15 protein-coding genes are annotated in these 26,685 nt (G+C 70.6%); 3 read left to right on the forward strand and 12 right to left on the reverse strand.

The window, feature by feature from the left end; all coding sequences use genetic code 11:
* Positions 1-29: 29 nt before the first annotated feature.
* Together dnaJ and hrcA are read right to left on the reverse strand one after the other, a co-directional pair.
* Positions 30-1,178 carry a molecular chaperone DnaJ gene (dnaJ, locus tag K3U93_RS15710; RefSeq protein WP_083010398.1) on the reverse strand — a complete coding sequence of 383 codons (1,149 nt, stop codon included), beginning with the start codon at positions 1,176-1,178 and terminating at the stop codon, positions 30-32.
* A 55-nt stretch (positions 1,179-1,233) separates the two neighbouring features.
* Positions 1,234-2,277 carry a heat-inducible transcriptional repressor HrcA gene (gene hrcA, locus K3U93_RS15715; protein ID WP_071509385.1) on the reverse strand — a complete coding sequence of 348 codons (1,044 nt, stop codon included), beginning with the start codon at positions 2,275-2,277 and terminating at the stop codon, positions 1,234-1,236.
* Positions 2,278-2,431: 154 nt separating this feature from the next.
* Between hrcA and K3U93_RS15720 the strand changes: the two genes are divergently transcribed.
* From K3U93_RS15720 to K3U93_RS15730, 3 genes are all read left to right on the forward strand, one after another.
* A complete protein-coding gene (locus K3U93_RS15720; RefSeq protein ID WP_083010397.1) occupies positions 2,432-2,746 on the forward strand; it encodes a type II toxin-antitoxin system VapB family antitoxin in 315 nt (104 codons plus the stop codon).
* A gap of 93 nt (positions 2,747-2,839) precedes the next feature.
* Complete coding sequence (locus K3U93_RS15725; RefSeq protein ID WP_083010396.1) at positions 2,840-3,436, forward strand: carboxymuconolactone decarboxylase family protein; 597 nt, start codon at positions 2,840-2,842, stop codon at positions 3,434-3,436.
* Complete coding sequence (locus K3U93_RS15730; RefSeq protein ID WP_083010395.1) at positions 3,433-4,311, forward strand: sigma-70 family RNA polymerase sigma factor; 879 nt, start codon at positions 3,433-3,435, stop codon at positions 4,309-4,311. Before K3U93_RS15725 ends, K3U93_RS15730 begins: the two co-directional genes overlap by 4 nt.
* Here K3U93_RS15730 and K3U93_RS15735 read toward each other — a convergent pair.
* The 10 genes from K3U93_RS15735 to K3U93_RS15780 all read right to left on the reverse strand — a co-directional run bounded on the left by K3U93_RS15735 (position 4,308) and on the right by K3U93_RS15780 (position 26,684).
* Positions 4,308-4,868, reverse strand: a complete 561-nt coding sequence (locus K3U93_RS15735) for an MTB12 family secreted protein (RefSeq protein WP_071509381.1) — start codon at positions 4,866-4,868, stop codon at positions 4,308-4,310. The two genes, K3U93_RS15730 and K3U93_RS15735, sit on opposite strands and share 4 nt — an antisense overlap.
* Positions 4,869-4,886: 18 nt before the next feature.
* Positions 4,887-5,405, reverse strand: a complete 519-nt coding sequence (locus tag K3U93_RS15740) for an MTB12 family secreted protein (protein ID WP_139796923.1) — start codon at positions 5,403-5,405, stop codon at positions 4,887-4,889.
* A gap of 217 nt (positions 5,406-5,622) precedes the next feature.
* The gene (locus K3U93_RS15745) at positions 5,623-5,838 is read right to left on the reverse strand and encodes an MbtH family protein (RefSeq protein WP_083010394.1); all 216 of its coding nucleotides are present in this window, start codon (positions 5,836-5,838) and stop codon (positions 5,623-5,625) included.
* On the reverse strand, positions 5,816-7,132 hold the full coding sequence (gene mbtG / locus K3U93_RS15750; protein WP_083010393.1) for an NADPH-dependent L-lysine N(6)-monooxygenase MbtG: 1,317 nt from the start codon (positions 7,130-7,132) through the stop codon (positions 5,816-5,818). The genes K3U93_RS15745 and mbtG overlap by 23 nt, the downstream gene beginning before the upstream one ends.
* The gene (locus tag K3U93_RS15755) at positions 7,129-11,550 is read right to left on the reverse strand and encodes a non-ribosomal peptide synthetase (RefSeq protein ID WP_083010392.1); all 4,422 of its coding nucleotides are present in this window, start codon (positions 11,548-11,550) and stop codon (positions 7,129-7,131) included. Before K3U93_RS15755 ends, mbtG begins: the two co-directional genes overlap by 4 nt.
* Positions 11,547-18,092 carry a non-ribosomal peptide synthetase gene (locus K3U93_RS15760; RefSeq protein WP_083010391.1) on the reverse strand — a complete coding sequence of 2,182 codons (6,546 nt, stop codon included), beginning with the start codon at positions 18,090-18,092 and terminating at the stop codon, positions 11,547-11,549. Before K3U93_RS15760 ends, K3U93_RS15755 begins: the two co-directional genes overlap by 4 nt.
* Positions 18,085-21,093, reverse strand: coding sequence for a mycobactin polyketide synthase MbtD (gene mbtD, locus K3U93_RS15765; protein ID WP_083010390.1), 3,009 nt, complete (start codon positions 21,091-21,093; stop codon positions 18,085-18,087). The genes K3U93_RS15760 and mbtD overlap by 8 nt, the downstream gene beginning before the upstream one ends.
* A complete protein-coding gene (locus tag K3U93_RS15770) occupies positions 21,093-22,436 on the reverse strand; it encodes a beta-ketoacyl [acyl carrier protein] synthase domain-containing protein (RefSeq protein WP_083010474.1) in 1,344 nt (447 codons plus the stop codon). The genes mbtD and K3U93_RS15770 overlap by 1 nt, the downstream gene beginning before the upstream one ends.
* The gene (locus tag K3U93_RS15775; RefSeq protein ID WP_083010389.1) at positions 22,429-23,175 is read right to left on the reverse strand and encodes a thioesterase II family protein; all 747 of its coding nucleotides are present in this window, start codon (positions 23,173-23,175) and stop codon (positions 22,429-22,431) included. Before K3U93_RS15775 ends, K3U93_RS15770 begins: the two co-directional genes overlap by 8 nt.
* Entirely contained in the window at positions 23,172-26,684 is a 3,513-nt protein-coding gene (locus K3U93_RS15780; protein ID WP_083010473.1) for a non-ribosomal peptide synthetase, read from the reverse strand. The genes K3U93_RS15775 and K3U93_RS15780 overlap by 4 nt, the downstream gene beginning before the upstream one ends.
* Position 26,685: the final 1 nt, after the last annotated feature.

A 26,685-nucleotide genomic window follows, 5' to 3' on the forward strand; every position in this document is an offset into this window, starting at 1 on the left:
CCAGCCACCACAGGCAGGGGCCCCTAAAACTAGCGCCCGGTGAACGTCTCGCGCAGCCGGCTGAACAGGCCGCTGCCGGCGTGCGTCGAGCGGACCTCGGGCACGTCGCGGCTGCGGCGATTCTTCAGCTCGCGCAGCAGTTCGGTGTCGTGGTGGTCCAGCCGGGTGGGAACCACCACCTCGACGTGGACGTGCAGGTCGCCCCGGACACCGGACCGCAGGTGCGGCATGCCGTGGCCGCGCAGCGTGATCACCGAGCCCGGCTGCGTGCCGGCCGGAATGGTGATCTCGCTCGTGCCGTCCAGGATGGCGTCGACGGTGACGGTGGCGCCCAGCGCCGCGTCGACCATCGGCACCGACACCGTGCAGTGCAGGTCGTCGCCCTCACGGACGAAGATGTCGTGGGCCTGCTCGTGGACCTCGACGTACAGGTCGCCGGCCGGGCCTCCCCCGGGCCCGACCTCGCCCTGGGCGGCGAGCCGGACCCGCATGCCGTCGCCGACCCCGGCGGGGATCTTGACGCTGATCTCCCGGCGGGCCCGCACCCGGCCGTCGCCCATGCATTGGTGGCACGGGTCGGGGATGACCACCCCGACACCGCGGCAGGTGGGACACGGCCGCGACGTCATCACCTGGCCCAGCAGCGAGCGCTGCACCGTCTGCACCTCCCCGCGGCCACCGCAGGTGTCACAGGGGATCGGCGCCGAGTCGCCGTTGGTGCCCTTGCCCTGGCACCGGTCGCACAACACCGCGGTGTCGACGGTGACCTGTTTGGTCACGCCGGTCGCGCACTCCTCGAGGTCCAGCCGCATCCGCAGCAGCGAATCCGAGCCCGGTCGCACCCGCCCGATCGGTCCGCGGGCGGCCGAACCAGCGCTGAAGCCGCCGCCGAAGAAGGCCTCGAACACGTCGCCCAAATTGCCGAAGCCGCCGAACCCGCCGCCCGCCGAGGCGGCCGCGTTTTCCAGGGGATCCCCGCCCAAGTCGACGATCCGGCGCTTCTCCGGATCGCTCAGCACCTCGTAGGCGACGCTGATCTCCTTGAACTTCGCCTGCGCGGCCTCGTCGGGATTGACGTCGGGATGCAACTCGCGCGCGAGCTTGCGGTACGCGCGTTTGATGTCCGCATCGCTGGCGTTTCTGCCCACGCCGAGCAGCCCGTAATAATCGCGTGCCACGCCTGACCTTTCCTGTGCCGCGCCTAGAAAGCTTGGGCATTCTGGGGGTGCGCGGTCATCGGGCACCCAGAACTTCGCTGATGTATAGAGCAACCGCAGCGACGCTGGCCATAGTTCCCGGATAGTCCATCCGGGTGGGCCCCAGCACGCCCATACCGCCGTACACGGTATCCGAGGTGCCGTAGACGGTGGACACCATCGAGGTGCCCACCATCTGCTCGACGGCCGTCTCGTGACCGATGCGCACGGTCACCTTGCCGGCTTCCTGCTGGGCCGCCAGCAACCGCAGCACCACCACCTGCTCCTCGAGGGCCTCGAGGATGGACCGCAGCGAACCACCGAAATCCGCGGCGTTGCGGGTCAAATTGGCGGTGCCGCCCATCAGCAAGCGTTCCTCGCTGTGTTCGACCAGCGACTCCAGCAACACCGTCGCCGAGCGGCCGACGGCGTTGCTGAGGTTGTTGGACAGCCCACTCCGCCCGTCGAGCTCCCCGGCCAAGTCGGCGACCGCGGTCGACGCCGCGGCCAGCCTCTTGCCCACCAGCGCCTGGCCGAGCATCTCGCGCAACTGGGAAAGCTGGTGGTCGTCGATGACGTCGCCGAGCTCGACGATGCGCTGGTCCACCCGGCCGGAGTCGGTGATGACGACCATCAGCAGCCGGGCCGGCGTCAGCCCGATCACTTCCAGATGGCGAACGGTCGACGTCGACAGCGTCGGGTACTGCACCACAGCCACCTGGCGGGTCAGTTGCGCCAGCAGCCGCACCGCGCGCCGCAGCACGTCGTCGAGGTCGACGCCGGACTCCAGGAAGCTTTGAATCGCGCGCCGCTCGGCCGACGACAGCGGCTTGACGTCGTCGATCCGGTCGACGAACTCGCGGTAGCCCTTTTCGGTGGGCACCCGCCCGGAGCTGGTGTGCGGCTGGGTGATGTAGCCCTCGGCCTCCAGCACCGCCATGTCGTTGCGGATGGTGGCCGACGACACGCCCAGGTTGTGGCGCTCGACCAAGGACTTCGAGCCGATCGGTTCCTTGGTGGCGACGAAGTCGGCGACGATGGCGCGCAGCACCTCGAAGCGGCGCTCGTCGGCACTTCCCATCGGCTCCCACCTCCTTGATCGCGTCCATTTTACGGTCTCAAGAGCCGCTAACTGTCCTTAGCGGGTGTCTGGCGGCGACCGCCGGTGAGTTGCGGACTAGCGTGTCCGGCATGTGTTGGCCGGGCCCGGGCGACGCTTCAGGGAAGAGCCGCCGATGATCTTCAAGGGCGTGCGCGAAGGCAAGCCGTACCCCGAGCATGGGCTGTCCTACAAGGACTGGTCCCAGATACCGCCGCAGCAGATCCGGCTCGACGAATTGGTGACCACGACGACCGTGCTCGCGCTGGACCGGCTGCTGTCGGAGGACTCCACCTTCTACGGCGACCTTTTCCCGCACGCGGTCAAGTGGAAGGGCATCACCTATCTCGAGGACGGCCTGCACCGGGCGGTGCGGGCCGCGCTGCGGAATCGCACCGTGCTGCACGCCCGGGTGTTCGACATGGACGTGCCGCTGGGCCGGCCGACGTAGCGCGATCGCTCCTGAACGCCCGGTCACGTTTGCGCGTCGCCGGGTGTCGACGTAGTGAGGACCGTCAAAGCACCGTTCAGGAGGTTTAAGGCCATGTCCCGGATTGAGGGGATCTCCGACCGCGACGCCGGCCTGGGCGCCAAGATCGCCTTCTTCTTCACCAGGCGCAAGCTGGCGAAGATGACCGGACTGGAAACCGCGGGGATGCTCGAACCGCTGCGGATGTACGCGCACATCCCGAGGCTGCTCAGCGCCTACGGCAGGCTCGAGCAGGCCGAGTCGAAGCTGGACGTCCTCAATCCCCGCCACCGCGCGCTGGCCGAGCTGAAGGCCGCGACGACGGTGCGCTGCGAGTACTGCATCGACCTCGGCTCCCAGATCGCGCGCGGGCTGGGCATCACCGACGAGGAATTGCTCGGAATGGCCGATTACCGCAACGCCTCGTGCTTCTCCGACGTCGACAAGCTGATCCTGGAGTACGCCACCGCGATCAGCCGCACCCCCGTCGAGGTGAGCGACGAGCTCTTCGAGGCGCTGCGCGCCCACTTCGACACCGCCCAGCTCGTCGGGCTCACCCACGTCATCACGCTGGGCAACCTGCGCGCCCGGTTCAACATCGCGCTCGGCATCGGGTCGTCCGGGTTTTCCGGCGACCGGGTGTGCGCCCTGCCCGAGACCGGTCACACGTGACGGCGCCGGACGCGGCGCTGACGGCGCGGTTCGAGGCGGCGCGGCCCCAACTGGGCGCCCTCGCCTACCGCATGCTGGGCTCGATCGACGACGCCCAGGACGCCGTGCAGGAGGCGTGGCTGCGGCTCAGCCGCACCGACCAGGCCATCGGCAACCTCGAGGCGTGGCTGACCACCGTGGTGGCCCGCATCTGCCTGAACACGCTGCGCGACCGCCATGCCCGCGGCCGGGAGGAGCCGGTCGCGCACCTGCCGGACCCGATCGTGGACGCGGACGGGGAATTCGATCCCGAACACCGGGCGATGCTGGCCGACGCGGTCGGTCTGGCGCTGTTCGTCGTCCTCGACACGCTGCCGCCGGCCGAGCGGCTGGCGTTCGTGCTGCACGACGTGTTCGCCGTCCCGTTCGACCAGATCGCACCCATCGTCGACCGGACGCCGGAGGCGACGCGCAAGCTGGCCAGCCGGGCGCGCCGCCGGATCGAACGGTCCCAACCGGCTCCCGACGGCGACATCGCCGCGCAACGCGAGGCCGTCGACGCGTTCTTCGCGGCGGGACGCACCGGCGACTTCGACCGGCTGTTGTCGGTGCTGCATCCCGGTGTGGTCCTGCGCGGCGACTTCGGCCCGGGCGCCGCCGCGTTCCGCGCCGAGGGCGCGTCCTCGGTGGCCAAGCTCGCGCGCAGCTACGCGGCGCCCGAGCGCGAGGTGCGCGCCGCCGTCGTCAACGGCGCCGCCGGCGCGGTTATCTTCATCGACGGGCGGCCAACGGCGATCATGGGCTTCGTGGTGCGCGACGGACTGGTCGCCGCGATCGACGTGCTGGCCGACCCGGCGCGCATCGCACGGATCGACTTGAGTGCGGTGACCGGCTAGTTCGTCGCTGTCGCTATCTGGATCAGGGCGATCGCGGAGTCGTGTTGCAGTATCCAGTTCCCGCCTTCGTTGACGAACGCGAGGTTCTTGGTGACCGGCCCGGCGAACTTCGGACCCGAGATGGCCACGTCGGCGGTGGCCGCATTCGGGCCGGCCGGCTGGATATTCGTCACGGTGAACTGCTCCGGAAAGTTCCCATTCCGGTAGGCCTTCCTCAGGTCGTGGTCGGCCACGTGGCCCTCGTCCGGGCTGATGCCGCCCTGGACCAGATTGTTCTTGGTCGTGTACGACACGCCGGGATCCGTCGCCTGGTTGCAGAGGCTGGACAACTGGTCCGGCGTCGGCAGGTTTTGGCCTGGCGGCGGGGGCGGCGGGTCCTGCGGCAGCGCCGGTCCATAAGGCGCGCCGACGGCGGCCAGTTGCACCTGAGCCGCCGGAGATGGGACGGAAGCTGCGACACAGGCAAAGCCTGCGGCCGCGCCGCCAAGGACGGCCAACGCCGCCACGCTTGTAGCTACGGATTTCACGGTTTTCCCTTCAGTGCTGTTAGTTCCCATGGACGTGACCGGTGTGACTCAGTGTCCCGCGGCTTGCAACAGCTCCATCGCCGAGGCGCGCGACAGCATCCAGCTGCCCTGGTTGACGAACGTGACGCTCTGCGTGACCGGGTTCGGCAGCTTCGGGCCCGAGACCGCGACGTCGGCCGTGGCCGAACCCGGCGCACCCGGCTGAATGTTGGTGATGTTGAACGTCAACGGCAGGTCCCCGTTCTTGGCGGCCTTCTTCAGCTCGTGGTCGGCGAGATGCGCTTCCGTCCCGCTGATGCCGCCCTCGACCAGGTTGCCCTTGTTCGCGAACGAAACGCTGGGGTCGGCAAGGCTGGTCAGCAGGCCGGTCAACTGGGCGGCGGTCGGCATGCTGGTGGCCCCCGGCGCCGGAGCCTGCGGCAGCGCCGGCCCATAAGGCGCGCCGACCGCGGCGAGTTGCACCCGGGCCGGGGCCGCGACGGGCGCGGTGGACGCCACGCCGACGGCCGCCGCGCCGACGGCGCCCACAATCGCCACACCGGTGGCTAAGAACTTCGAATATTTGATTCCCATGGTCAGATTTCCCCCTCCGATTCACCTGGGCCGTGACGGTCCGTCCCGATCGCCCATCGTGCAAGTGATGTAATTGTGCCTTTTGTGACTGTTGTTGTGTGTCTCAGGCGGATCACGTTACAAGCAAGCTATGTGCGCGAACGGTGATGCAGCTATGCGGCGGCTGTGTAGCAGCCCAGAATTCCGGGGCCACGGCGGGGCGTGACGGGGTTCAGTCCGCCCCCATGGCCTCACGCAGGCTCTTGGGCCGCAGGTCGGTCCAGTTCTTTTCGACGTAGTCGAGGCACTCCGCCCGGCCCGCCGCGCCGTACACCACCCGCCAGCCGGGCGGGACCTCGGCGAAGGAAGGCCACAGGCTGTGCTGCTCCTCGTCGTTGACCAGCACGAAGAACGCCCCGCCGTCGTCATCGAAGGGATTGGTGCTCATCGCTTCTCCTCGTCGTTCGATGCTTGGCGGGATCGGTTGAACCCACTGAAGTCACTGAAGTCACAGTGGATCCCAGCACCCGGTCGGACAGCAGCCCGAGGCAGCTCAGGTTGGGAAACCCGGGGCCCTGGGTGAGTCCGGCCAGGTTCGGCAGGAACAGCCTGGGTGTGACGTCGGTGACGGCCAGGTCGTAGCCGATCGCTTCCTGCAGGCGCTCGGCGGTCAGCGGTCCGCCCAGCCCGAGCTCGAGCAGGTCGAGCGCGTCCTGGCCGAACAGCGCGGTGAACCAGAGCGGGTCGGCGCCGGAGCCGTCGATGACGAGATCGAAGCCGTGCACCGTCTCCAGGTTCTCGCTGCCCCGGTTGGTGGACAGCGTCAACCGGATCTGGCCGTCGCGGCCCACCGCGTGGGCGACCCGGCCGCGCAGGTGGTGGATGCGGTCGTCGGCCAGCAGCGCTTCCTGCACGTTCGCCGAGAACACGCCGCGGTCGGTGCGGGCCAGCGCGTCGCGGCGTTCGTCCAGCGTCAGGGCGGTCCAGTCGGTGGGGTCGGAGAACAGCGAGTTCTCGAAGAAGCCCTCGCCGCGGGTGAACAGCGTGGCCTGCGGGGAGATGACGGTAATGCTCGAAACCCGGTGCCGGAACAGCTCGTTGAGCATCGAGGCGGCCGTCTCGCCACCGCCGATCACCGCGACCCGCTCGGCGCTGATCCGGTCGTCGCCCGCCGCTCGGTCCCAGAACTGGGCGATCGACAGCATTCGCGGATTGCCGGGCAGCAACGACTTTTCGGCCTGGCCGGGTCCGGTGATCATCAGGGCGTCGGCGTGCACGGTGGTCTCGTGGGTGCGCAGCGCCCAGCGGTCCCCGGTGACGGCCAGCTCCTCGACCTCGCCGTGCGCCACGTTCAGGCCGACGTGGTCGGCGACCCAGCCCAGATACTGGCTCCACCGGCGGTGGGTCGGCGCCGGTCTGCCGCGGTCGATCCATTCGGCGAACGACGAGGTGGCGATCAGATAGGACTGCCAGCTGTAGCGGGTCATCCGCTCGTCGAGTTCGGCGTTGCGGCGCGGCACCAGCGCCGACCGGTACGGGAAGCCGACGTCTTTTTCGGGGCTGGTGCCCAGCCGGTGCGCCCCGTCGGTCCAGCCGCCGCTGGCCTGCCAGTTGGCGCCGACCCCGATGCGCTCCACCGCGATCACGTCGGGGACCTCAATACCCATCTCGCGCAACACGAATGCCTTGGCCGCGACGGCCACCGCCTTGGCTCCGGCGCCCAGGACCGCAAGTGTGCTCATGTCGCCATCTCCCGCAGTGCTTCGCTCCAAAATCCTTGCAGCGCAGTGATATCCGCTTCGCCGAGAATGTCGGGCAGCGCCCGCCACTGGGTGACCAGGACGCGCCGTTCCCGAAACGTCGCCACGGTGGCCAGGATGCTGAGCTCGTGGCGCACGGCCAGGTCGGGCTCGGGCAGCGGCGACACCCCGGCGAGCAGCCCGCGGTCCAGCCGCAGGCCGGCGGCGGCCGTCTCGGCGTGGCCGAGATAGTTCAGCAGCAGCTGCGGCCCGGGGAACTTCGCGAGCCGCCGTCCGGTGTCGGCCCGCAGATAGCGCAGCAGCCCGTAGTCGATTCCGTCGCCCGGGATCGACGCCAGCCGCTCGCCGATGCCGGCCGGGTCGGGCGAGCCGATGCGCAGCGGGTAGATGGAGCTGAGCAGTCCCACGGTGTCGCTGGTGTCGATGCTCTTGCCCGGGCCGTCGACCAGGGCGTCGGCGCGGCCGTGGGTTTCCAGCGCCAGCAGCGGCGCCGGGGTGGGCTGGTCGCGGGCCCGCCGCCAGCGCGTCACGGTCGCCGACGCGGCGGCGATCAGCAGGTAGAACATCGGCACGCCCGCTTCCAGCAGCCGCCCCGTGACGTCGGGATCGCCGTAGCTCATGCGGACGCTGAGATCGCGGGCCCGATCGCCGTGGTGGACCCGCCGAGTCCCCAGGTCGGGGTCGGCGCCGTCGAGCTGGGAGGACCAGAATTCCACCGTGTCCAGCCGGTTGGCGCGCTCGTGCAGCGCGGCGGCCCAGCGCCGGTAGCTGGTGTGCTCGCGAACCGGCGCGGGCGAGCGCCCGGCGGCCAGCGCGCGCAAGGCCGCGTCCAGCTCGCCCAGCACGACCCGCCACGATGCCGCGTCCACCGCCACGACGTGCGCCGCCAGCACCAGCACGCTTTCTCCGGTTTCTCCGGTCGGGGGCCGCAGCCACACCGCCGACAACATCGCTCCCCGCTCGGGGTCGAGACGCTCGACGGCCCGCGCCGCGTGCGAGACCACGGCGGCGTGCAAGTCGTCGCCCACCTCGGCTTCGGTGAGGATCCGGCCGACGAAATCTGCGGTGTCGGCGGCGACCAGCGTCATGGTGGCGCGGTCCACCCGGCTGCGGAGCACCTCGTGCCCATCGATCGTTGCCGCCAGGGCCGCGCGCAGCTGCTCGCCGCTGACCGTGCCGGGCAGCCGGATGGCTTCGGTCTGTGCCAGCCGGCGGGGCTCGCCGTACTCGTAAAGCCAGCGGCCGTTGGGCAGCAACGGCATTGGGCCGCCGGTGTTCTCGGTCCGCTCGTCAAGGCCGGCGGCTTCGGAGTCGATGGCCTCGGCGAGTTCGCGAACGTTGCCGCACTCCAGGACGAGCCTGGCGCGCAGCGCCATTCCCCGCGCCCGGGCGGCCTGCACCACCGACAGCGCCATGATGCTGTCCAAACCCAGCTGCAGGAAATCCGCGGTGACGTCGACCCGCATGATCCCCAGGACCTCCGAAAGCACCTCGGCGACAAGGGATTCCGTGGGCGTTTCGGGCTCGGATTCCGCCGAGAACGTGTCCGCGGCGTCGGCCGCGGCGAGTGCGGCTTCGTCGAGTTTGCCGTTGGGCGTCAACGGGATTTCGTCGACCACGACGATGCGCTGCGGAACCATGTAGCGCGGCAGCCGGGTACCGAGCATGCCGCGCAGTTGCGGCGCCGACACCCGCGTCGCGTCGTCGGCGGCCACGTAGGCGGTCAGCTGCGGGGCACCCCGGCGCTGGCGCACCAGGACACCGGCGTGCCGGACGGCGGGATGGGACTCGAGCGCCGCGGCGATCTCGCCGGGCTCGACGCGATGACCGCGGATCTTCACCTGGGCGTCGGCGCGCCCCGCGTACTGCATTGAGCCGTCGGCCCGGCGACGCACCAGGTCACCGGTGCGGTACATCCGCTCACCGACGGCGAACGGGTCGGCGACGAACCGCGCGGCGGTCTCCCCCGCGCGGCCCAGGTAACCGCGGGCAAGCTGGGCGCCGGCCAGGTACAGCTCACCGGTCACGCCGTGCGGCACCGGCCGCAGCGCGGAATCCAGCACGTAGCCGCGGGTATGCCGGGTCGGGCGCCCGATCGACGGCGCGTCGTGCTCGGCGATGGCGGCCACTACGGCCTCGACCGTGGTCTCGGTGGGGCCGTAGCAGTTGTGGGCGGTCATGGCCGTGCGGGCGCACTCGGCGCGGATCAGGTCCCAGGCGGCGGCGCCGAGGGCCTCGCCCCCCAGCGCCAGCACCGCGAGGGGCACGCGCGTGAGCAAACCGAATGCCGTCAGTTGAGCAAACATCGAGGGGGTGGTGTCGATCATGTCGATGCCGTGCTCGGCGACGGCCGCGACCAAGGCCTCGGCGTCGGTCTGGGTGTGTTCGTCGACGATGTGCACGGCATGACCGTCGAGCAGGGCGACCAGCGGCTGCCAGGCGGCGTCGAACGCGAACGACCACGCGTGGGCGATGCGCAGCGGGCGACCCAGCCGGGCGGCCGCCGGTCGCAGCACGCCGTCCAGGTGGTCGTCGGCGTAAGCTCCCAGCGCGGCGTGGGTTCCGATGACCCCCTTGGGTTCTCCCGTCGTGCCGGACGTGAACACCACGTAGGCCGCCCGCTGCGGCGCCACCTCGACCGGGCGGAAGTCGCCGCTTTCCCGTTCGGAGGCCGTGATCAGCTCCTCGTTGATGACGATCGTCGCCCCGCTTTGGCGCAGGATCGAGCCCACCCGCTCCGGCGGCATCCCCGGCTCCAGCGGCACGCACATGGCGCCGGCCTTGAGCGCGGCGAGCATCGCGACGACATACGCGGGTCCGCGGGAAAGCCTTATGGCGACCGGAGTTTCGGCGCCGGCCCCACGAGCGGCGAGCGTGGCGGCCAGCCTATCGGCCCGGGCATCCAGTTCGCGGTAGCTCAGCGTGCCGCCCGCCCAGCTCACCGCCGGGTCGTCGGGCATGGTCTTGGCGATCGTGGCGAACCGGGCGTGGATGCCAAGCGGGTTGGGCGGTGTCGACGCGCCCGCGGGTCGCGGCGGTGCGGCCTCGTCGTCGAGCAGCACGCTCACCTCACGCAGCGGACGGTCCCACAGCTGCAGCAGTCGTTCGGCGGTGACGAGTAGCCGACGGCCCAACGTCGCGGCGGTCGTGTCGCCCAGCGCGCCGTCGATGACTTCGGCCAGCACGACCAGTTCACCGTCGGCCACATGCGCGGCGACCGTGATCGGAAAGTGGGACAGGCTCTCCAGGCCGGCGGGCCGGAAAGTCACGTCGCCACTGGTCAATTCGCCGCCGCCGGCCAGTCCGCCCATCGGGAAGTTCTCGTAGACCAGCAGCGTGTCAAACATCTCGCCGACGCCGCCGAGCGCCCGCAGCTGCGCGTGCCCGAGGTAGCCGTGCTCACGCAGCATCGCGGCGTCGCGTTGCACGCCGCGGCACTGCTCGCCGGCGCCGGCGGCGCCGTCGAGCCGCACCCGCAGCGGCACGGTGTTGATGAACAAACCGATCATGGTCTCGACGCCGGTCAGCTCGGCCGGCCGCCCCGACACGGTCACCCCGAAGACCACGTCGCCGCTGTCGGTGAGCCGCGACAACAGCAACGCCCAGGCCGTTTGCATCAGGGTGTTGACGGTGACACCGCGGGATCGGGCACCCTCGATCAGCCGCGCGGTGGCGTCGGCGTCCAGTCGCAGTTCGGTGCGCCGCGCCAGGGTGGTTGGCCCCGGCCGAGCACCGCCCAACGCGGCCGACAGCAGCGTCGGGCCGCCCAGACCGGCCAGATGCTGCCGCCAAACCCGTTGGCTGGCATCGAGATCGCGGTTCGCCAGCCAGCCGATGTAATCGCGGTACGGCCGCGGCGCGGCGGGCAGCGCGTCGAGGTCGCCGCCCGCCCGGTACAGCGCGATCAGCTCACCGGCGAAAATCGGCAGCGACCAGCCGTCGATCACGATGTGATGCGCGGTGATCACCAAACGCCATTGGGCCCTGGGCAATTCGACGAGCAGAAAGCGGATCGCGGGCGCGCGTTCGAGATCGAACCGTCGCCGCCGCTCGCCGGTCTCCAGCGCCTCGACGTCCTCGGGGTCGGCGGTGACGTGTCGCCACGGCAGGTCGACCGTCGACGGCACGATCTGCACCGGCCGCGCGATCCCCCGGCTGAAGAAGCTGGCCCGCAGGTTGGGGTGGCGCACCAACATCGTTGCCGCGCAGTCACGTAGCAGCGCGACGTCGAGGGGCCCGGAGATGTCGGCGGCCATCGCGATCACGTACGGGTCGCTGGCCGCCTCGCCCTCGCGGAATTCGGCCAGCGTCGTCAGCGAATACAAGCCCTCCTGCAGGGGGCTTAGCGCCATCACGTCCTCGATGTCCGGCGCGGCGGAGCCGGTTTCGGTGGCGGTCATGGCGTTTCGTCCCGTGAGGTCGACCAAAGCCGCGTCACGGCGGCCAGCTCCGTCGCCGACAGCCCGGAGGTGCTCATCGGCTCGAAGCTGGCGTCGGTCTGCTCGGTTTGCTTCTCTTCGTCGCCCAGCGAGTCCAGCGCGGCGGCCAGCTGCCGCACGGTGGGGTTCTCGAACACCATGCGCGGGTTGACGGGCAGGCCGGCCGCCCGCGCCCGCGCGGCCAGCTGCACCGATAGGATGCTGTCACCGCCGAGTGCGAAGAAGTCGTCGAGGCGCCCGACCTCGGTGGTGCCCAACAGCTCGGCGAACACCGTGGCCAACGCGCGTTCCGTCGCGGTCCGCGGCGGTTCGGTCTGGCCGCTGGTGCTGGCCGCCGGCCGCGGCAGCCCGGGCCGGTTCAGCTTGCCCGACTCGGTCTTGGGAAGCGCGTCCAGCACGGTCAGCGAGGACGGCATCATGTAGCCGGGCAGCGTCGAGGCGACCGCGGCGCGCACCGCGCGGGCGAACGCGGACTTGTCGGCTTCGTCGGTGATCGGGTGTTGCGGCACAACGTATCCGGCCAGCGTCGTGCCGCCCTGCGCCTCCCAGGTCCGGGCCGCCGCCGCGGCGACGCCCTCGGCGGCCGCCAGCGCGGCCTCGACCTCGCCCAGCTCGACGCGGAATCCGCGCACCTTGACCTGATGGTCGGCGCGGCCGACGAACTCCAGCCGCCCGTCCTCGGCCCACCGGGCGCGGTCGCCGCTGCGGTAGAACCGCGCGCCGGGTTCGCCGGCATAGGGGTTGGCGACAAACCGCGACGCCGTCAGGCCGGGTCGCTTCCAGTAGCCGCGGGCCAGTTGGCCACCGGCGTAATATAACTCGCCGATCACCCCGACGGGCACCGGGCGCAGTCCCTCGTCGAGCAGATACACCTGCGAATCGACCGTCGGTTTGCCCAGCAACGGAACCGGCGGCGTCAGCGGCCCGCGGACCAGCCCGCCGGAGGTCTCGGTGGCGCCGAAGTTGTTCAGCAGCTCGGGGCCATCGGGCCCGCCGCAGGTGGCCGCCAACCGCTCCAGCAATGCGGCGCTGACCGGCTCCCCGCTGCAGACCAGCCGGGTCAGCGAGCGCACCGCGGCCAACCCATCCGGCGAACCGATCAGCGCCGAAACCAGGCTGGCCACCGCGGTCACCTGGGCCACCGAATGGCGTTGCACCAGCGCCGCCAGCGCTTCGGGGTCGCGGTGCTCGGCATCGTCGGCCAGGATCATCGTGGCACCGGCGACCAGGCCCGCCAACGTTTCCATGCTGCCCTCGAGGAACGTCATGGACGCCTGCGCGAGGCGGATGTCTCGGATATCACAGCCCGCCACCGGGTAGCGCAGCAGCTGCCAATCGAGCCGGGTGGCCATCGCCCGATGGGTGCCCACCACCCCCTTGGGCACACCGGTGGACCCGGACGTGAACACCAGGTACATCGGGTCGTCGGGATGCGGTGACGGTAACCGGCGCCCAGGCGAGACGGTGTCGTCCATCGCGGCCCGCACCGCCGGGTCGTCCAGCGAAATCAACGTAACGCCAGGGTGTTTAGGCATGTTCGCGGCGGCCTCCGCCGTCACCACCACGACCCGCGGCCCGACGTCGTCGAGCATGAACCGCTTGCGCGCCGACGGGTAACCGGGGTCGATCGGGAAGTATCCGGCGCCGGCCTTCATGATGGCCACCAGCGCGACCACCAGGTCGATGCCGCGCAGCGTCGACAGCCCGACCAGCGATCCGGGCCCCACGCCGTGTTCGGCGAGCAACGCGGCCAGGTTGTCCGAACGCCGGTGCAGCGCAGGGTAATCGATCTGCTCGCGGCCGCAGCGCACCGCGATCCGGTCCGGTCCCCACCGCCGGCTGGGCTCCAGCAGTTCGGGAATGGTGCGCGGACGCCCGGGCTGCGGTTCGTCGCCGCGGCTCCAGTCGTCCAGGATGCGCCGTTGCTCGCCCCCGTCGATCAACTGGACGTCCCGCAAGGCCCGATCAGCATTATTGGCGAACTCGTCTATCACCCGGGCCAGCCAGCCGGCGAACCGCTCGATGGTGGTCCTGCGGTACAGCTCGGTGCGAAACACGATGCTGCCGCGGTAACCGGTGTCCTGGGAGCCGCCGGTGCCGAAGAAGTTGACGCTCAGGTCGGCCTGCGCCAGGTCAAAGGTGGGTTCCAGCGCGGTGCACACCGTGTCCGGTGCCGAACCGTCCGCGGCCGAATCGACCACCCGCGCGGCGGGCAACTGATCGCGGACGTGCACCACGACCTGGAACAGCGGGTTGCGGGCCAGCGAGCGCACCGGGCTGACGGCCTCGACCACCCGGTCGAACGGCAGGTCCTGGTGGGCGTAGGCGGCCAGCGCCATCTCCCGGGCCCGACTCAGCACCTCACGCAGGGTCGGGTTGCCGCTCAAGTCGTTGCGCAGCACCAGGATGTTGACGAAAAAGCCGACCAATTGGTCCAATTCGGGTTCGGTGCGCCCCGCGACCGGCGTACCCAGCGGGATGTCGGCACCGCCGCCGGCCTTGTGCAGCACCACCGCGACGGCGGCCTGCAACAGCATGAACTCGGTGATGCCCAGCTCGCGGCTCAGCTCGGCGAGCTTGGCGCGGGTCGGCGAGTCGATGCGAAACTCGACGGAATCGCCGTCGCCGCTGGGGACCGGCGGCCGCGGGAAGTCGGGGCGCAGCCCGGTGTCCTCGGGCAGCCCGGCCAGCTGGCGGGTCCAATACTGCCGCTGCACCGCGGCAACCGATGACTCCGTGCCCGTCTCCGTGCCGGAGGGCGTTCCCAGAAACGCGCGCTGCCAGGCCGCGTAGTCGGCGTACTGCACACGAAGCGGCGCCCACGACGGGACCTCGCCAGCCCGTCGGGCACGGTAGGCCGTCAACACGTCGGCGAACAGCACTCCGGCGGACCAGTGGTCGGCGGCGATGTGGTGCACGACCAGCGACAGCACCTGCTCGTCGCCGGTCTCCAGCACGGCGACCCGAATCGGCCACTCGCGGTCCAACTCGAAGCGGTGCCGACGCTCGGCGTCGAGCTGCCCCTTCAGCCAGGCGTCGCCGTCACCGGCGGCCCGGCGCACCGGGAGCTCGGCGGCCGGATTGACCATCTGGTAAGGGACGCCGTCGATTTCGACGTAGGTGGTGCGCAGGATTTCGTGTCGGGCGACGACGTCGCCGACGGCGGCGATCAGCGCCTCGACGTCCCACGGTCCGGTGAGCCGCGCGGCGAACGGAATGTTGTTCGCCGGGCTGGGCCCCTCGATCCGGAAGGCAAACCAGCTTCGCAGCTGCGAGGCCGACAGCGGCGCCGGCTCGTCGTGGGCGGTCGCGATGACTTTGGGCCGCGACGGCGCGCGGTCTCCGCGGCGCAACTGGTCGACCCGCTCGGCCAGCCGGCCGACCGTGGCCAGCTCGAAAACGTCGCGGATGCCGAGTTCGACGCCGCAGTCGGAGCGGATCGCGGTGACCAGCTTGGTGGCCACCAGCGAGTGCCCGCCGAGGTCGAAGAAGGAGTCGTCCACGCCCACCCGCTCGTGGCCGAGCAGCGCCGAGAACAGCGCGGCGATCTGACGCTCCGACGCCGTCGTGGGGTCGCGGTATTCGGTGCGGGCCGCGATCTGCGGCTGCGGCAATGCAGCGCGGTCGATCTTGCCGTGCGCGGTGATCGGAATCTCGTCGAGCACCACGTAGACGGCCGGGGTCATGTACTCGGGCAGCGCCGCGGCCACCCGGGCCCGAATGCGCTCGACGTCGACCGTGTCGGAGCCGGCCGGAGTCACGTAGCCCACCAGGCTCCTGCCCAGCCGCGGCAGGTCCGTGGCGACCACGACGGCCTGCCCGACGCTGGGATCGACCGAGATGGCGGCGGCGACCTCGCCCAGCTCGATGCGGAAGCCGCGGATCTTGACCTGTTCGTCTGCGCGGCCGACGAATTCGATGTCCCCGTCGGCGTTGCGCCGCGCCAGATCGCCGGACCGGTACAACCGTCCGCCCGGGTTGAACGGGTCGGCGACGAACCGCTCGGCGGTCAGCCCCGGCCGGCGATGGTAACCGCGCGCGACGTGCGTTCCCCCGATGTAGATTTCGCCGATCACCCCCACGGGGACCGGTTGTAACGCGTCGTCGAGCAGGTGCACCTGCGTGTTGATCTTGGGCCGGCCGATCGGCACCACCCGGGTGCCCTGGGTGCCCTGCACCGGATAGCTGGTGGCGTTGACCACGGTCTCGGTGGGGCCGTAGAAGTTGTACAGCAGCGCGTCGAAGGTGGCGTGAAACTTGTCGGCGATCTCGCCCGGCAACGCCTCCCCGCCGATGGGCACCCGACGCAGGGTGCGCCACTGGTTGACACCGGGCAGCGACAGGAACAGCCCGAGCAGCGACGGCACGAAGTGCATCGAGGTGATGCCCTCGCGCCGCAACAGATCGGTCAGGTAGCCGATGTCGCGCAGCCCGTCCGGCCTCGGAATCACCAGCCGGGCACCGCAAATCAAGGTGCCGAAAATCTCGCCGATGGACACGTCGAAGCTCGGCGACGCCACCTGCAGCAGCCGGTCGGTTTCGTCGACCCGGTACTCGTCGCCGAACCAGACGAAGTACTCGGCGACCGGTGCGTGCGAAACCGGAACGCCCTTGGGCAGCCCGGTCGAGCCCGAGGTGTAGATCAGGTAGGCGGTGTTGTCCGGGCGCAGCGGCCGCATCAAGTCCTCGGGCGACGGGTCGGTGGCCGGGTACCGGGCCAACCCGGTAACCGGCTCGCGCAGCACGAGTTTCGTGTCCGCGTCGCCCAGGATGAAGGCTAGCCGATCGTCGGGGTAGGTGGGGTCGATCGGCAGGTAGACCGCCCCGGCCTTGAGGATGCCCAGCGCGGTGATGACCAGTTCGGGCGACTTGTCCAGCAGCACCGCGACCCGGTCCTCGGTGCCGATTCCTCGCTCGATCAGCCAGTGCGCCAGCCGATTTGCTTCTTCGTTGATCTCGCGGTAGCTGTACCGGCGGCCCTCGTAGACCACGGCGGCGGCATCCGGAGACAGCGCCACGCGCTTACCGACCAGCGCGGGCAGCGTGGCCGCCGGCATCACGAAGGTCTCGCCGGCCGAAACCCGGCGCAGCCACGCGGCGTCGGCGTCGCTCATCAGCGCACATGCCGACAGCGCGGTGTCCGGGTTGTCCAGCGCGCTGTCCAACAGCACCGTGTAGTGCTCGAGCAGCTGCTCCACCAGGGGCCGGTCCAGGACCTCGACCAGGTACTCGGCCTCGACCAGTGCGCCACCCCGCTTGCCGGACAGCTCAGCCGTGAGACTCAGCGGCAGCTGGCTGACGTGGCCGCGCAACTCGGCGCGCGCGCAGCCCACCCCGGGAGGGCAGAAGCCGCCGCCGTCGGGCTCGCGTAATCCGAAGCTGACCCGCGTCATTCGCTCGGCGCCATGCCGGCGATCCGGATTGACCTCGCGCACAAGCCATTCCAGGTCGGCGCGCGAGTGCGCGAAAGCACCCACCGCGCTATCGCGGGTCTCGGCGACCAGCTCGCGGAACGTCTGCCGCGGCCGCGGCCGCATCCGCATCACCACGGTGTTGCCGTAGTAACCGATCGCGTCGTCGGTTCCGGCGCCGCGGTTCAGTACCGGCGCGGCGACCAGGAAGTCGGTGGCGTGGGTGTACCGGTGCACCAGGGCGCCGAACGCGGCCATCAACACCATGTACGGGGTGGCACCGGTCTTGCGGGCCAGCGCGGCCGCGCGGTCGACGGTGTCCGCCGACAACCGCACCGTCGCGCGCTGTGAGCGCCAGGTGCTTGGCACCGCCGAACCATTGGGGCCTGGAAGCTCAAGCGGCTCGGGCAGGTCCGTGACAAGGGACCTCCAGTACGCCAGGTCTTCCTCGAGGCTTGCCGCCCCGTCGGGCCCGGCGGGCACCGATGCCCGCGTGGCGGCCACGGTGTCCGGGTCGGTGTAGGCGCGGGTCAAGTCGGTGAAGAATGGCGCCCAGGAACCGTCGTCCCAGGCGATGTGATGGGCGACGAGCAGCAGCATCAGCTCCCCGGCGCCCAACCGGGCCACGGTGATCCGCAGCGGCGAGTCGTTGGCCAGGTCGAACGGCCGCCCAAATTCCCGCTGCGCCAGCACTTCTAGCCGCAGCCGCCGGGCCTGTTCGGTCAGGCCGGACAGGTCGTGTTCCGCCCAGCCGGGGCGCAGCTCGTCGCGAACGATCAGTTGCGGGTCGCCGTCGCCGTCGACCTGGTAGGTCGTGCGCAGTGCGGAGTGGCGAACGGCGACGGCATCGACGGCTCGGCGCAACCGTGCCACATCCACGCTGCCGGTGACGCGGTAGGAGACACAGATGTTGAGTAGCGCGCTGTCCGGATCGGCCGACTGCACGAACCACATCCGGCGTTGGCCGTCGGACATTTGCGGAAGCCCCGACGCCGCGGCCGCCGGCGCGGACGGCCGGGCGAGGCCGCGTTCGGCGATCTTGCGGCGCAGCAGCTCCAGGCGCTGTCCGTCGAGTCCCGTGGTATCAGTCACGCGTGGGTTCCAACCTTTCCAGCGGCCTGTCCGCGGGCGCCTCGGGCGCCCCGGCGGATTGTTCCGGCCGCAGTGCGTCGATCAGTTCAAAGCCGGTGATGCCACCGAGCAATCTGGCCAGCGGAACCGAGCGGCCGATGCCGCGTCGTAGCCGCTTGCGGAGGTCCAGCGCGAGCAGCGAATCTACACCGAGGTCGGTCAGCGCCGCGCCGAGGTCCACCGACTCGGGGCCGGCGAGCCGCAGTGCGGCGGCCAGCTCGGTGCGCACCATCTCGGCGATCGTTGCCTCGCTTGGTGTTTCATCGACCGCGGCCTCACCGTCTGCTTGGGCACCGAACGGCGTTGCGGCGCCCTGGCTTTCGAAGAAGACCCGCATCCGGTCGACGTCGGCGGCGAAGATCAGCGGGTCATCGGCGTAGCGGCGCATGCCGGCGCCGACGGCCGCGTCGGCATCCATCGCGACCAATCCGGACCGTTCGACCCGGGTGATCTCGTCGCCGTCGACGATCCCGCCGCCCGGCCACAACCCCCAGCGCACCGATGTGCAGTCGAGCCCGTCGGCCCGCAACCGGCCGGCGAGCACGTCGAGCATCCGGTTGGCTGCCGCGTATCCGGCGTGCCCGTGGCCGCCCCACACTCCGGACACCGACGAGCACAGCAGGATCTGCGAACCCCGCCGCATCGGCCAGGCGTCCACCATCCGCGCCAACCCAATCACTTTGGGCCCGAACATCGCCGCCAGGTCCGCGCCGGTGAGCCGCCCATGCGGGGCGAACCTGGCCGCTCCGGCGGCATGGATCAGCAATGACGCACCGTCGCCGGCATATTCGGCCGCTACCGCCGACAGCGTCTCCGGGTCGGTGATGTCGCAGGCCGGGGCGTGCACCTCGACGTCCCGGCCGGCCGTGAGTTCGTCCAGGACGCCGCGGTCGATGCCCCTGCGGCTCAACAGGATTAACCTGCGGGCGCCCCGCTGGACGCAGTGCCGGGCATATCGCATGCCGACTCCGCCGCTGCCGCCGGTGATCACCACATCGTCCAGCGCGCCGTCATCCAGCCGCCGAGGGGGTGGCAGCCGAACCCGCTCACGCAGCGTCCTGACGTAGCGGCGCAACCCGGAAGCGCTGCCGCGCAACGCGACCTCGGTGTCGCGTTCGTCCACGAGCGCGTCGATGCAGGCGAGCGCGCCGGCGGCGCCGACATCCCACGCGGGCAGATCGAGGTGGGCGAACGTGCAGTCGGGAAACTCGAATCCGACGCTGCGGTGCGTCGCCGCTAGCGCGGCCTGCGCGGGCAGCCGTTCGGCGGAATCCACGGACTCGCCGCCGGCGGTGATCAGCCAGGCCCGGCGGCAGCGCGGTCCGACGGACTTTACGTAGTCCAGCACAGGACGATTCGCGATTTCTTTGGCGGCGGCGGCCATGTCGCGATGCGGCAGGGCCGGCGCGATGATCACGACAATCTCGGCGTTTTCGGGCGCGACCAGCCGGCAATCCCGATGGGCTGCGGCCGCTTCTGTGAGCCGCCGCACCAGCGAATCCGATTCGGCAACAGCCTCGGTGGGCGCGATAATTGCGATGTCACACCGGGTCCCGTTTGACGCGGCGTCGCGCGGCTCCCATTCCTCGACCGCGATGGTGAGGGTCGCGCCCGGGCGTTCCTCGCTTAGGGGTTCCGCCGTCGCCCACAGGTGCATGGCGTGCATCGGCGCATTGGGAAACCCGGGTAGCGTGGGTCCGCCAACGGTCCCCACCACGTCGGCCCACCGGTAGCCGGGGTTGGCTACCGCCGCGGCGACGATGTTGGCCGAAAGCTGGTCGGCGACGGGCTCGTCGCGCCGTCCGGAGCCGACGACCAGCGCCTCGCCCAGCTGGTCGGTGAGCGCGTACACGAGCGAGGGGTGTGCCGACATCTCGACGAACGCACCGACACCACGCTGGGCCGCGGCGGCCGCCGCGCGATCGAATCGCACGGTGTTGCGCAGGTTGTCGTACCAGTAGCCGGTGAAGTCGGTGCCGGGAAGCACGGCGTCCCCGTGCGCCGAACCGATGAATTCGATTGGCGTATCGAAGAATTCCGATGCGGGCAGCAGCTCGGCCAGCGTGCCGGCCAAGGGCTGCAGCGCGCTGGTGTGCGCGGGGAATGCGACGTCGATCTCCCGGACGAACAGACCCTCCCGCTCGGCGCGCTTCACGACGGCGGCCACGGCATCCCGGTCACCGGAAACCACGGTCGACGACGGGGAGTTGACCACCGAAACCTCAAGCCAGCCGGTTGTTTCGGTGACCAGACGCTCGGCTTCGTCGATGCCGACGCCCAGCACCGCCATGCCGTGGGACCCCGCCAACCGTTCGACCACCGCGGCCCGCGCCGCGACCACCGCGACCGCGTCGGCCAGCCCGATGCTGCCCGCCACGTACGCCGCCGCCACCTCGCCGAGGCTGTGTCCCACGGCGATGTCCGGAAGGACGCCGCAGGATCGCCATACCTGTGCCAGGCCGACGGCGTGGGTGAACTGCGCGGCTTGGATGTCGAGCTGCGACCATTCCCGCTCCGGGCCGGTGACCAGGTATTCCAGCGGCGACGGAAGCCCGGCCGCGGCGAACGCCCGCGCGCATCGGTCGGCCTCGGCTCGATACGCGCAGAGTTCCCGATAGGCGTCGGCGCCCATGAGCGGCCACTGGTTGCCCTGGCCGGGAAACACGAAGGCGGTTCGCGGCGCGGCCGTTTCGCACGAGCGGGCCACCAGCGGATGCTCGTCGCCGTCGGCCAGCGCGGCAAGGCCCGCCGCCAGTTCGGCGGTGTCGGCGGCGCGCACCACCGCACGGTGGCGGCGCACCCGGCGGGTCCGCAACACCGTCGCGGCGACTGACGCCAGCGAGGCGCCGGGGTGGCGCCGGAGATAGTCGGCGATCGCGGCGGCGTCCTGGCCGATCAGGTCTTCCTCGTGGGCGCTGAGCAGCACCGGGGTGCGACCGTCGGGCAGCGGATGAGCCGGCATCAGGCAGCACCCGCCCCCAGCTGAGCGGGCACCTCCGGGATGGCAACGATCACGTGCGCATTGGTACCACTCATGCCGAACGCGGACGCCGCGGCGATCCGCTGCCCGTCCTTCGCGGGCCAGGGCGTCAGGGTTTGGGCCAATCGCAATCCCTGGCTTTCCCAGTCGATTTCACGGCTGGCCTCGGCGGCGTGCAAGGTGGGCGGGACCGTGCCATGTTCGGCCGAGACCAGAACCTTGGCCAGCCCGAGCGCCCCGGCAGCGGCCTGCGCGTGTCCCACGTTGGACTTCACCGACCCGATCAACGCGCCATTGCCGGGCTCGGTGGCACCGTAAGTCTCTGACAGCGAACGCAATTCGGTGGTGTCACCGAGCCGGGTCCCGGTGCCGTGCCCCTCGACCATCCCGACCTGCTCGGGCCGAATGTCCGCCTGGGCGATGGCGCGCCGAAACAGGCGAGTCTGCGCCGCGCCGCTGGGGGCGGTCAGGCCGGCGGTTCGGCCGTCCTGGTTGACGGCGCTGGCGCGGACCTCGGCGAGAATCCGCCGGCCATCGCGGCGCGCGGCCGATTCGCGTTGCAGCACAAAGATTGCCGCGCCCTCCGCCCACACTGTTCCGGTGGCGTGTGCGGTGAAGGGCCGGCAGTGGCCGTCGTCGGACAGCGCGTGCTGTTTGGAGAACTCCACGAAGAAACCCGGCGATCCCATCACGCAGACACCGCCGGTCAGGGCGAGGTCGCAGTCGCCGGCCCGAACCGACTGCACCGCCACATGAAACGCCGCCAGCGCGGACGCGCAGGAGGCGTCGATGGTCAGCGCGGGACCGGCGAGCCCCAGCGTGTAGGCGATCCGGCCGGAGATCACACCGAGCGCCGTCCCGGTGATCAAATGGCCGCTGAGCTGGGTGAACTCGGCCATCTCCGGGCCGTAGCCGGTGGCCGAGGCCCCCACATAGCAACCGACATCGTGTCCGGCGAGGTCGTCGGGGTTGATGCCGCTGTTTTCCAGCGCGCGCCACGCCACCCGCAGCGCGACCCGTTGCTGGGGATCCATCGCGATGGCCTCGCGCGGTGAGATGCCGAAAAACGCGGGATCGAACGTCGTTGCCCCGGTGAGGAATCCGCCGGAATCATGGATCAGTTTGAAGCCGTCGTGACGGGAAGACCCGATCAGCAGCTCGCGGATCGACCAGCCCCGGTCGGTGGGAAACGGGGCCAGCCCCTCCCGTTGCTGTGACAACAGCTCCCAGTACCCGTCGGCGGTGTCGACGCCCCCCGGCGCCTCGACCGCCATGCCGACCACGACGACGGGGTCGGTGTGAGCGTCGAAGTGGTTGTCAGACATCGGCATTCACCAGCGCGGCGACGGCATCGATGTGCTCGTTGACGTAGAAGTGGCCGCCGTCGTAGAACGACAGCTGGCAGGCGCCCTCGGTGTGGTTTTCCCACCGTCGTAGGGCGTCGGCATCGATGCGGTGGTCATCCCGGCCGCCCAGCACGTGCATGTCGGCGCGTATGCGGACGTCGGGACCGGGGGCGTAGCGGTTGAACGCCTGGTAGTCGGCCCGGGCCGCGATGGTCAGCAGTTCGGTGAATTCTTCGTCGGCGAGCAGCTTGGGATCGGTGCCGCCGAGATCGGCGATGTCGGCGAGCAGTCCGTCGTCGCTGGTGGGCAGGTCGGGCATCGCGGCCACCACGCACGGCGCCGGACCGGCCGACACCCACAGCTTGCGCACCTCGACGCCGCGGGCTTCGGCGATGCGGGCGAATTCGAACGCGACGACGGCGCCCATGCTGTGCCCGAACAGCCGCAGCGGCGCGACGCTAGCCCATGGCCCGGCCTCGAACAGCCCGCGGGCGAGGTCGTGCACGGTTTCGGGGGCGGGGTCGCGCAGCCGGTCGGCCCGCTGCGGGTATTGCACGATGAAGGTGTCGTCGCCGCCGGCGGCCAGGGCCGCGGCCAATGTCCGATAGCTCGCGGCGGCCGCCCCGGCATGCGGGAATACCACGGCAGCGCCCACGCGCCGCGGGCCTGGGACCCGTTTGATCCAGGGCGCAAAGGTGGCCGGCACGCTTAATGTCATTGCGCTGTTTCGCTTTTGGCGGAGCGTTGAGCGGCAGAGAGAACAGAGTCGGCGTCCATGTCGATGACCTCGAGGTACAACTCGGCAACCTGATCGAGCCGCCTGCTGTCGCGCTCGCGGCCGGCGAGCAAGCCGGCAAGCGCCGAAACGGTTCTTGTAGCGAAGATGTCGGCGACCATGACGTCCGGGGTGTCCAGCCAGGTGCGGATGCGGGCGACCGCCCGGGTAGCCAGCACCGAATCCCCACCGAGCGCGAAGAAATCATCGTCGAGGCCAACCCTGTCCAGGCCGAGCAGATCGCCCACGAGTGCGGCGAGAGCGGATTCCAGCGCCGTCGACGGGGCCCGGTAGCCAGGTTGACCCGAGCGGGAAACCGTGGCTTCCAGTTGGCGGGCGACGGCACGGCGGTCGATCTTGCCCGCATCGGTGAACGGGATGCGCCCCACCACCGCTATGTGGCGTGGAATCATGTGCGCCGGAACGAGATCGACGAGAGCGTCGCGAATCCGCTCCGTGATGAGGTCGGCATCGTCGACGCACACCTGCGCGGCCAGCACGTCGCACCCTGCCGACCCGGGGACCAGGGCGGCCACCGCCCCGCGCACGCCCGGTACTCGTTGCATCGCGGCCTCGATCTCGCCGAGCTCGACGCGGTATCCGCTGACCTTGACGCGGTGATCGGCGCGGCCGACGAATTCCAGGGTGCCGTCCGGCCAGTAGCGGGCCAGATCGCCGGTGCGATACCAGATCCGGCCGTCATGCGCGACGAAACGCTCCGCGGTCAGGTTGGGTCGGCCACGATAGCCGCGGGCGATTCCGCGCCCGGACACCCAGAGCTCTCCGGCCACCCAGTCGGGGCAGTCATCGCCCGTGTCGTCGACGACCCGGCAGGCGATGTTCGGCAACGGCACGCCGTAAGGAACCGCGGGCGCGTCCGCCGGCAGGTTGGCAAGTTCGCCGTCCTCGAAGGACACCTCGAAAAGTGTTGCGTGGACGGCGGTTTCAGTCGCACCGCCCAACCCGGCGAATCGCACGCCGGGCGACTCGAGCCGCAGTCGACGCGCCTGGTCGGGCCGCACCCAATCACCGCCGACCAGCACTGCCCGCAGCGACGACAGTCCCAGCCCGGCACCGACGTCCAGCAGCATGTCCAGGGAGCCGGGCATGAAATTGAGCATCGTGACTTTGTGGGTGTCGATGAGCCGGGCCCAGACATCGGGATCGCGCCGGTGTGCTTCGTCGACAACAACGATGGCACCGCCGACCCGCAGGGGCGCGAAGATCTCCACCACCGACATGTCGGCCTCCAGGGCCGAGAGGGCCAGGAAACGATCGGTGGGACCGATGTCGAAGTGCCGGGTAACGCACTCCAGGGTGTTCATCGCGGCGTCGTGGGCCACCTCCACTCCCTTGGGCTCCCCCGTCGAGCCCGAGGTGAACAACACGTAGGCGATCTCGCCGGGATCGATTCTGGCGGACCGGAATTCGCCGCCGGCAGGCGTGGCGCGCAGCACGTCCGCAACCACCAATGCGGGCACCGGCAACGACGGCCGCTGCCCGCCGCACACCAGGGCCAGGCTCACGGCGCCGGTCGCGAGGATGCGTTCGGTGCGGTCGCGGGGCTGGTCGATGCCGATCGGTAAATAGGCGCCGCCGGCGGCCAGGATGCCCAGCACGGCCGGCACCTGCTCGGCGGTCTTCGGGCCCATTACCGCGACCGTGTCGCCGACGCCGATGCCCGCCGCGCGCAGCGCCGCGGCCACCGCCGACACCTGGTCACGCAACTGCGCGTAGCTGAGGTCCCCGGAGCTGGCGAACACCGCCGGCGCGTCGGGCTGCCGCTCGGCGTGCCGGAAGAACCCGTCGTGCAAGGCTTCTCCGCTGGGTTCGGCGGCGCGGCCGTTGACCGAGTCCCGCACCGCCCGTTGCGCTTCCGGCAGTGCTGACGGGCCGGGCCGGTCCCAGGCGTCGTCCGCGGCGGCCAACCGGAGCAGCTCGTCGATGTGGTAGCCGAACATGGCGTCGATGACGCCCGGAGCGAAGACGCCGTCGCGCACGTCCCAATTCACCAGCACCCCACCGTCGAACTCGGTGACCTGGGCGTCGAGCAGCACCTGGGGGCCCTGGGAAATGATCCATGCGGGTGCACCGAATTGCTTTGTGACATCGGCACTGAACAGTTCCCCGAGGCCCAGCGCGCTGGTGAACACCACCGGTGCCAGCACCTGGGTGCCGCGATGGCGGCTCAGATCGCGCAGCACCGACAGCCCGGAGTAGGCGGAATGGGCGGCGGCGGTCCGCATGGCGTCCTGCACCGCCCGTGCCCGCGCCGCCGGGGTGCCGGCGCCGGTCAGGTCGATGTCGAGCAGCAGCGACGAGGTGAAGTCGCCGACCAGCAGGTCGACGTCGGGGTGCAGCGGCTGGCGCCCAAACAGCGGGACGTTCAGCAGGATCCGCGACGTGGCCGACCAGCGCGCCAACGCATTGGCGAACGCCGCGGCCAGCGTCATCGCCGGGGTAATGCCGCGCGCTCGGGCGTGGGCGAACAGCGCGTCGCGGGATGCCGGGTCCAGCCAGTGCCAGCGGCGGGTGCTCGTGCGTGAGTCTCGCCCGCCGATGGACGGCAGCGGCGGCGGGTCGGGCAGATCCGGGATGCGCTGCGCCCACCAGTCCCGGTCGGGTTGCGACACGGCATCCCGCGCCTCGACGGCCTGGCGGTATTCCCGGTAGCTGTAACCTAATTCGGGTAGGTCGCGCCCGAGGTAGAGGGCGGCCAGGTCCGACATCAGGGTGCGGTAGCTCATCGCGTCGGCGGCCTGCATGTCCAGATCGACGTGCAACCGGGAACGGTCGCCGGGTAACAGCGTCAACGTGAGTTCGAACACCGCACCGTCGAGCTGCTGGTGCGATTTGGCGTCGCGGATGGCCGCCAGCCGCGGCTCGACAAGATCACCGTCACCCCGCAGGTCCACCACCGTCACGGGGACACCCGGGCATTCGTCTGCCGCGGCGATGCGCTGGGTGCCGTCGGGCAGGAACCGCACCCGCAGCATCGGATGGCGACGCGCCAGCGCGGTGGCGGCCGCGCGCAGGCGATCCGGGTCGATCGGGCCGCCGTCGAACTCGACGTAGAGGTGCCCGGCCACCCCGCCGTACTGCTGGTTATCCTGGCGGCCCACCCACATGGCGTGTTGCATCGGCGCCAGTGGAAACGGCTCACCGGTGTCCCCGGGTCCGGCGACGGCCACGGCCGGCCGGTCAGCACCGGCAGCCGGCGAGCCGGCGGTTACCAGCTCGGACCAGGCCTCGACCGTCGGCGTCGCGGCCAGCGTGGCGAAATCGACGGCGATGCCCTGCCGGCGCCAGCGACCGGCCAGCGTCATCATCCGGATGGAGTCCAGGCCCTGCCCGATGAGGTTGCTGTCGGGGTGAACGGCGTCCACGGCGACGCCGAGCAGTTCGGCGACCTCCGCGCGGATATTCTCCGAGCACGCCGAGGCATGCACCACG

Origin of the sequence: Mycobacterium malmoense (genome assembly GCF_019645855.1) — a bacterium.
Taxonomy (GTDB): Bacteria; Actinomycetota; Actinomycetes; order Mycobacteriales; family Mycobacteriaceae; genus Mycobacterium; species Mycobacterium malmoense.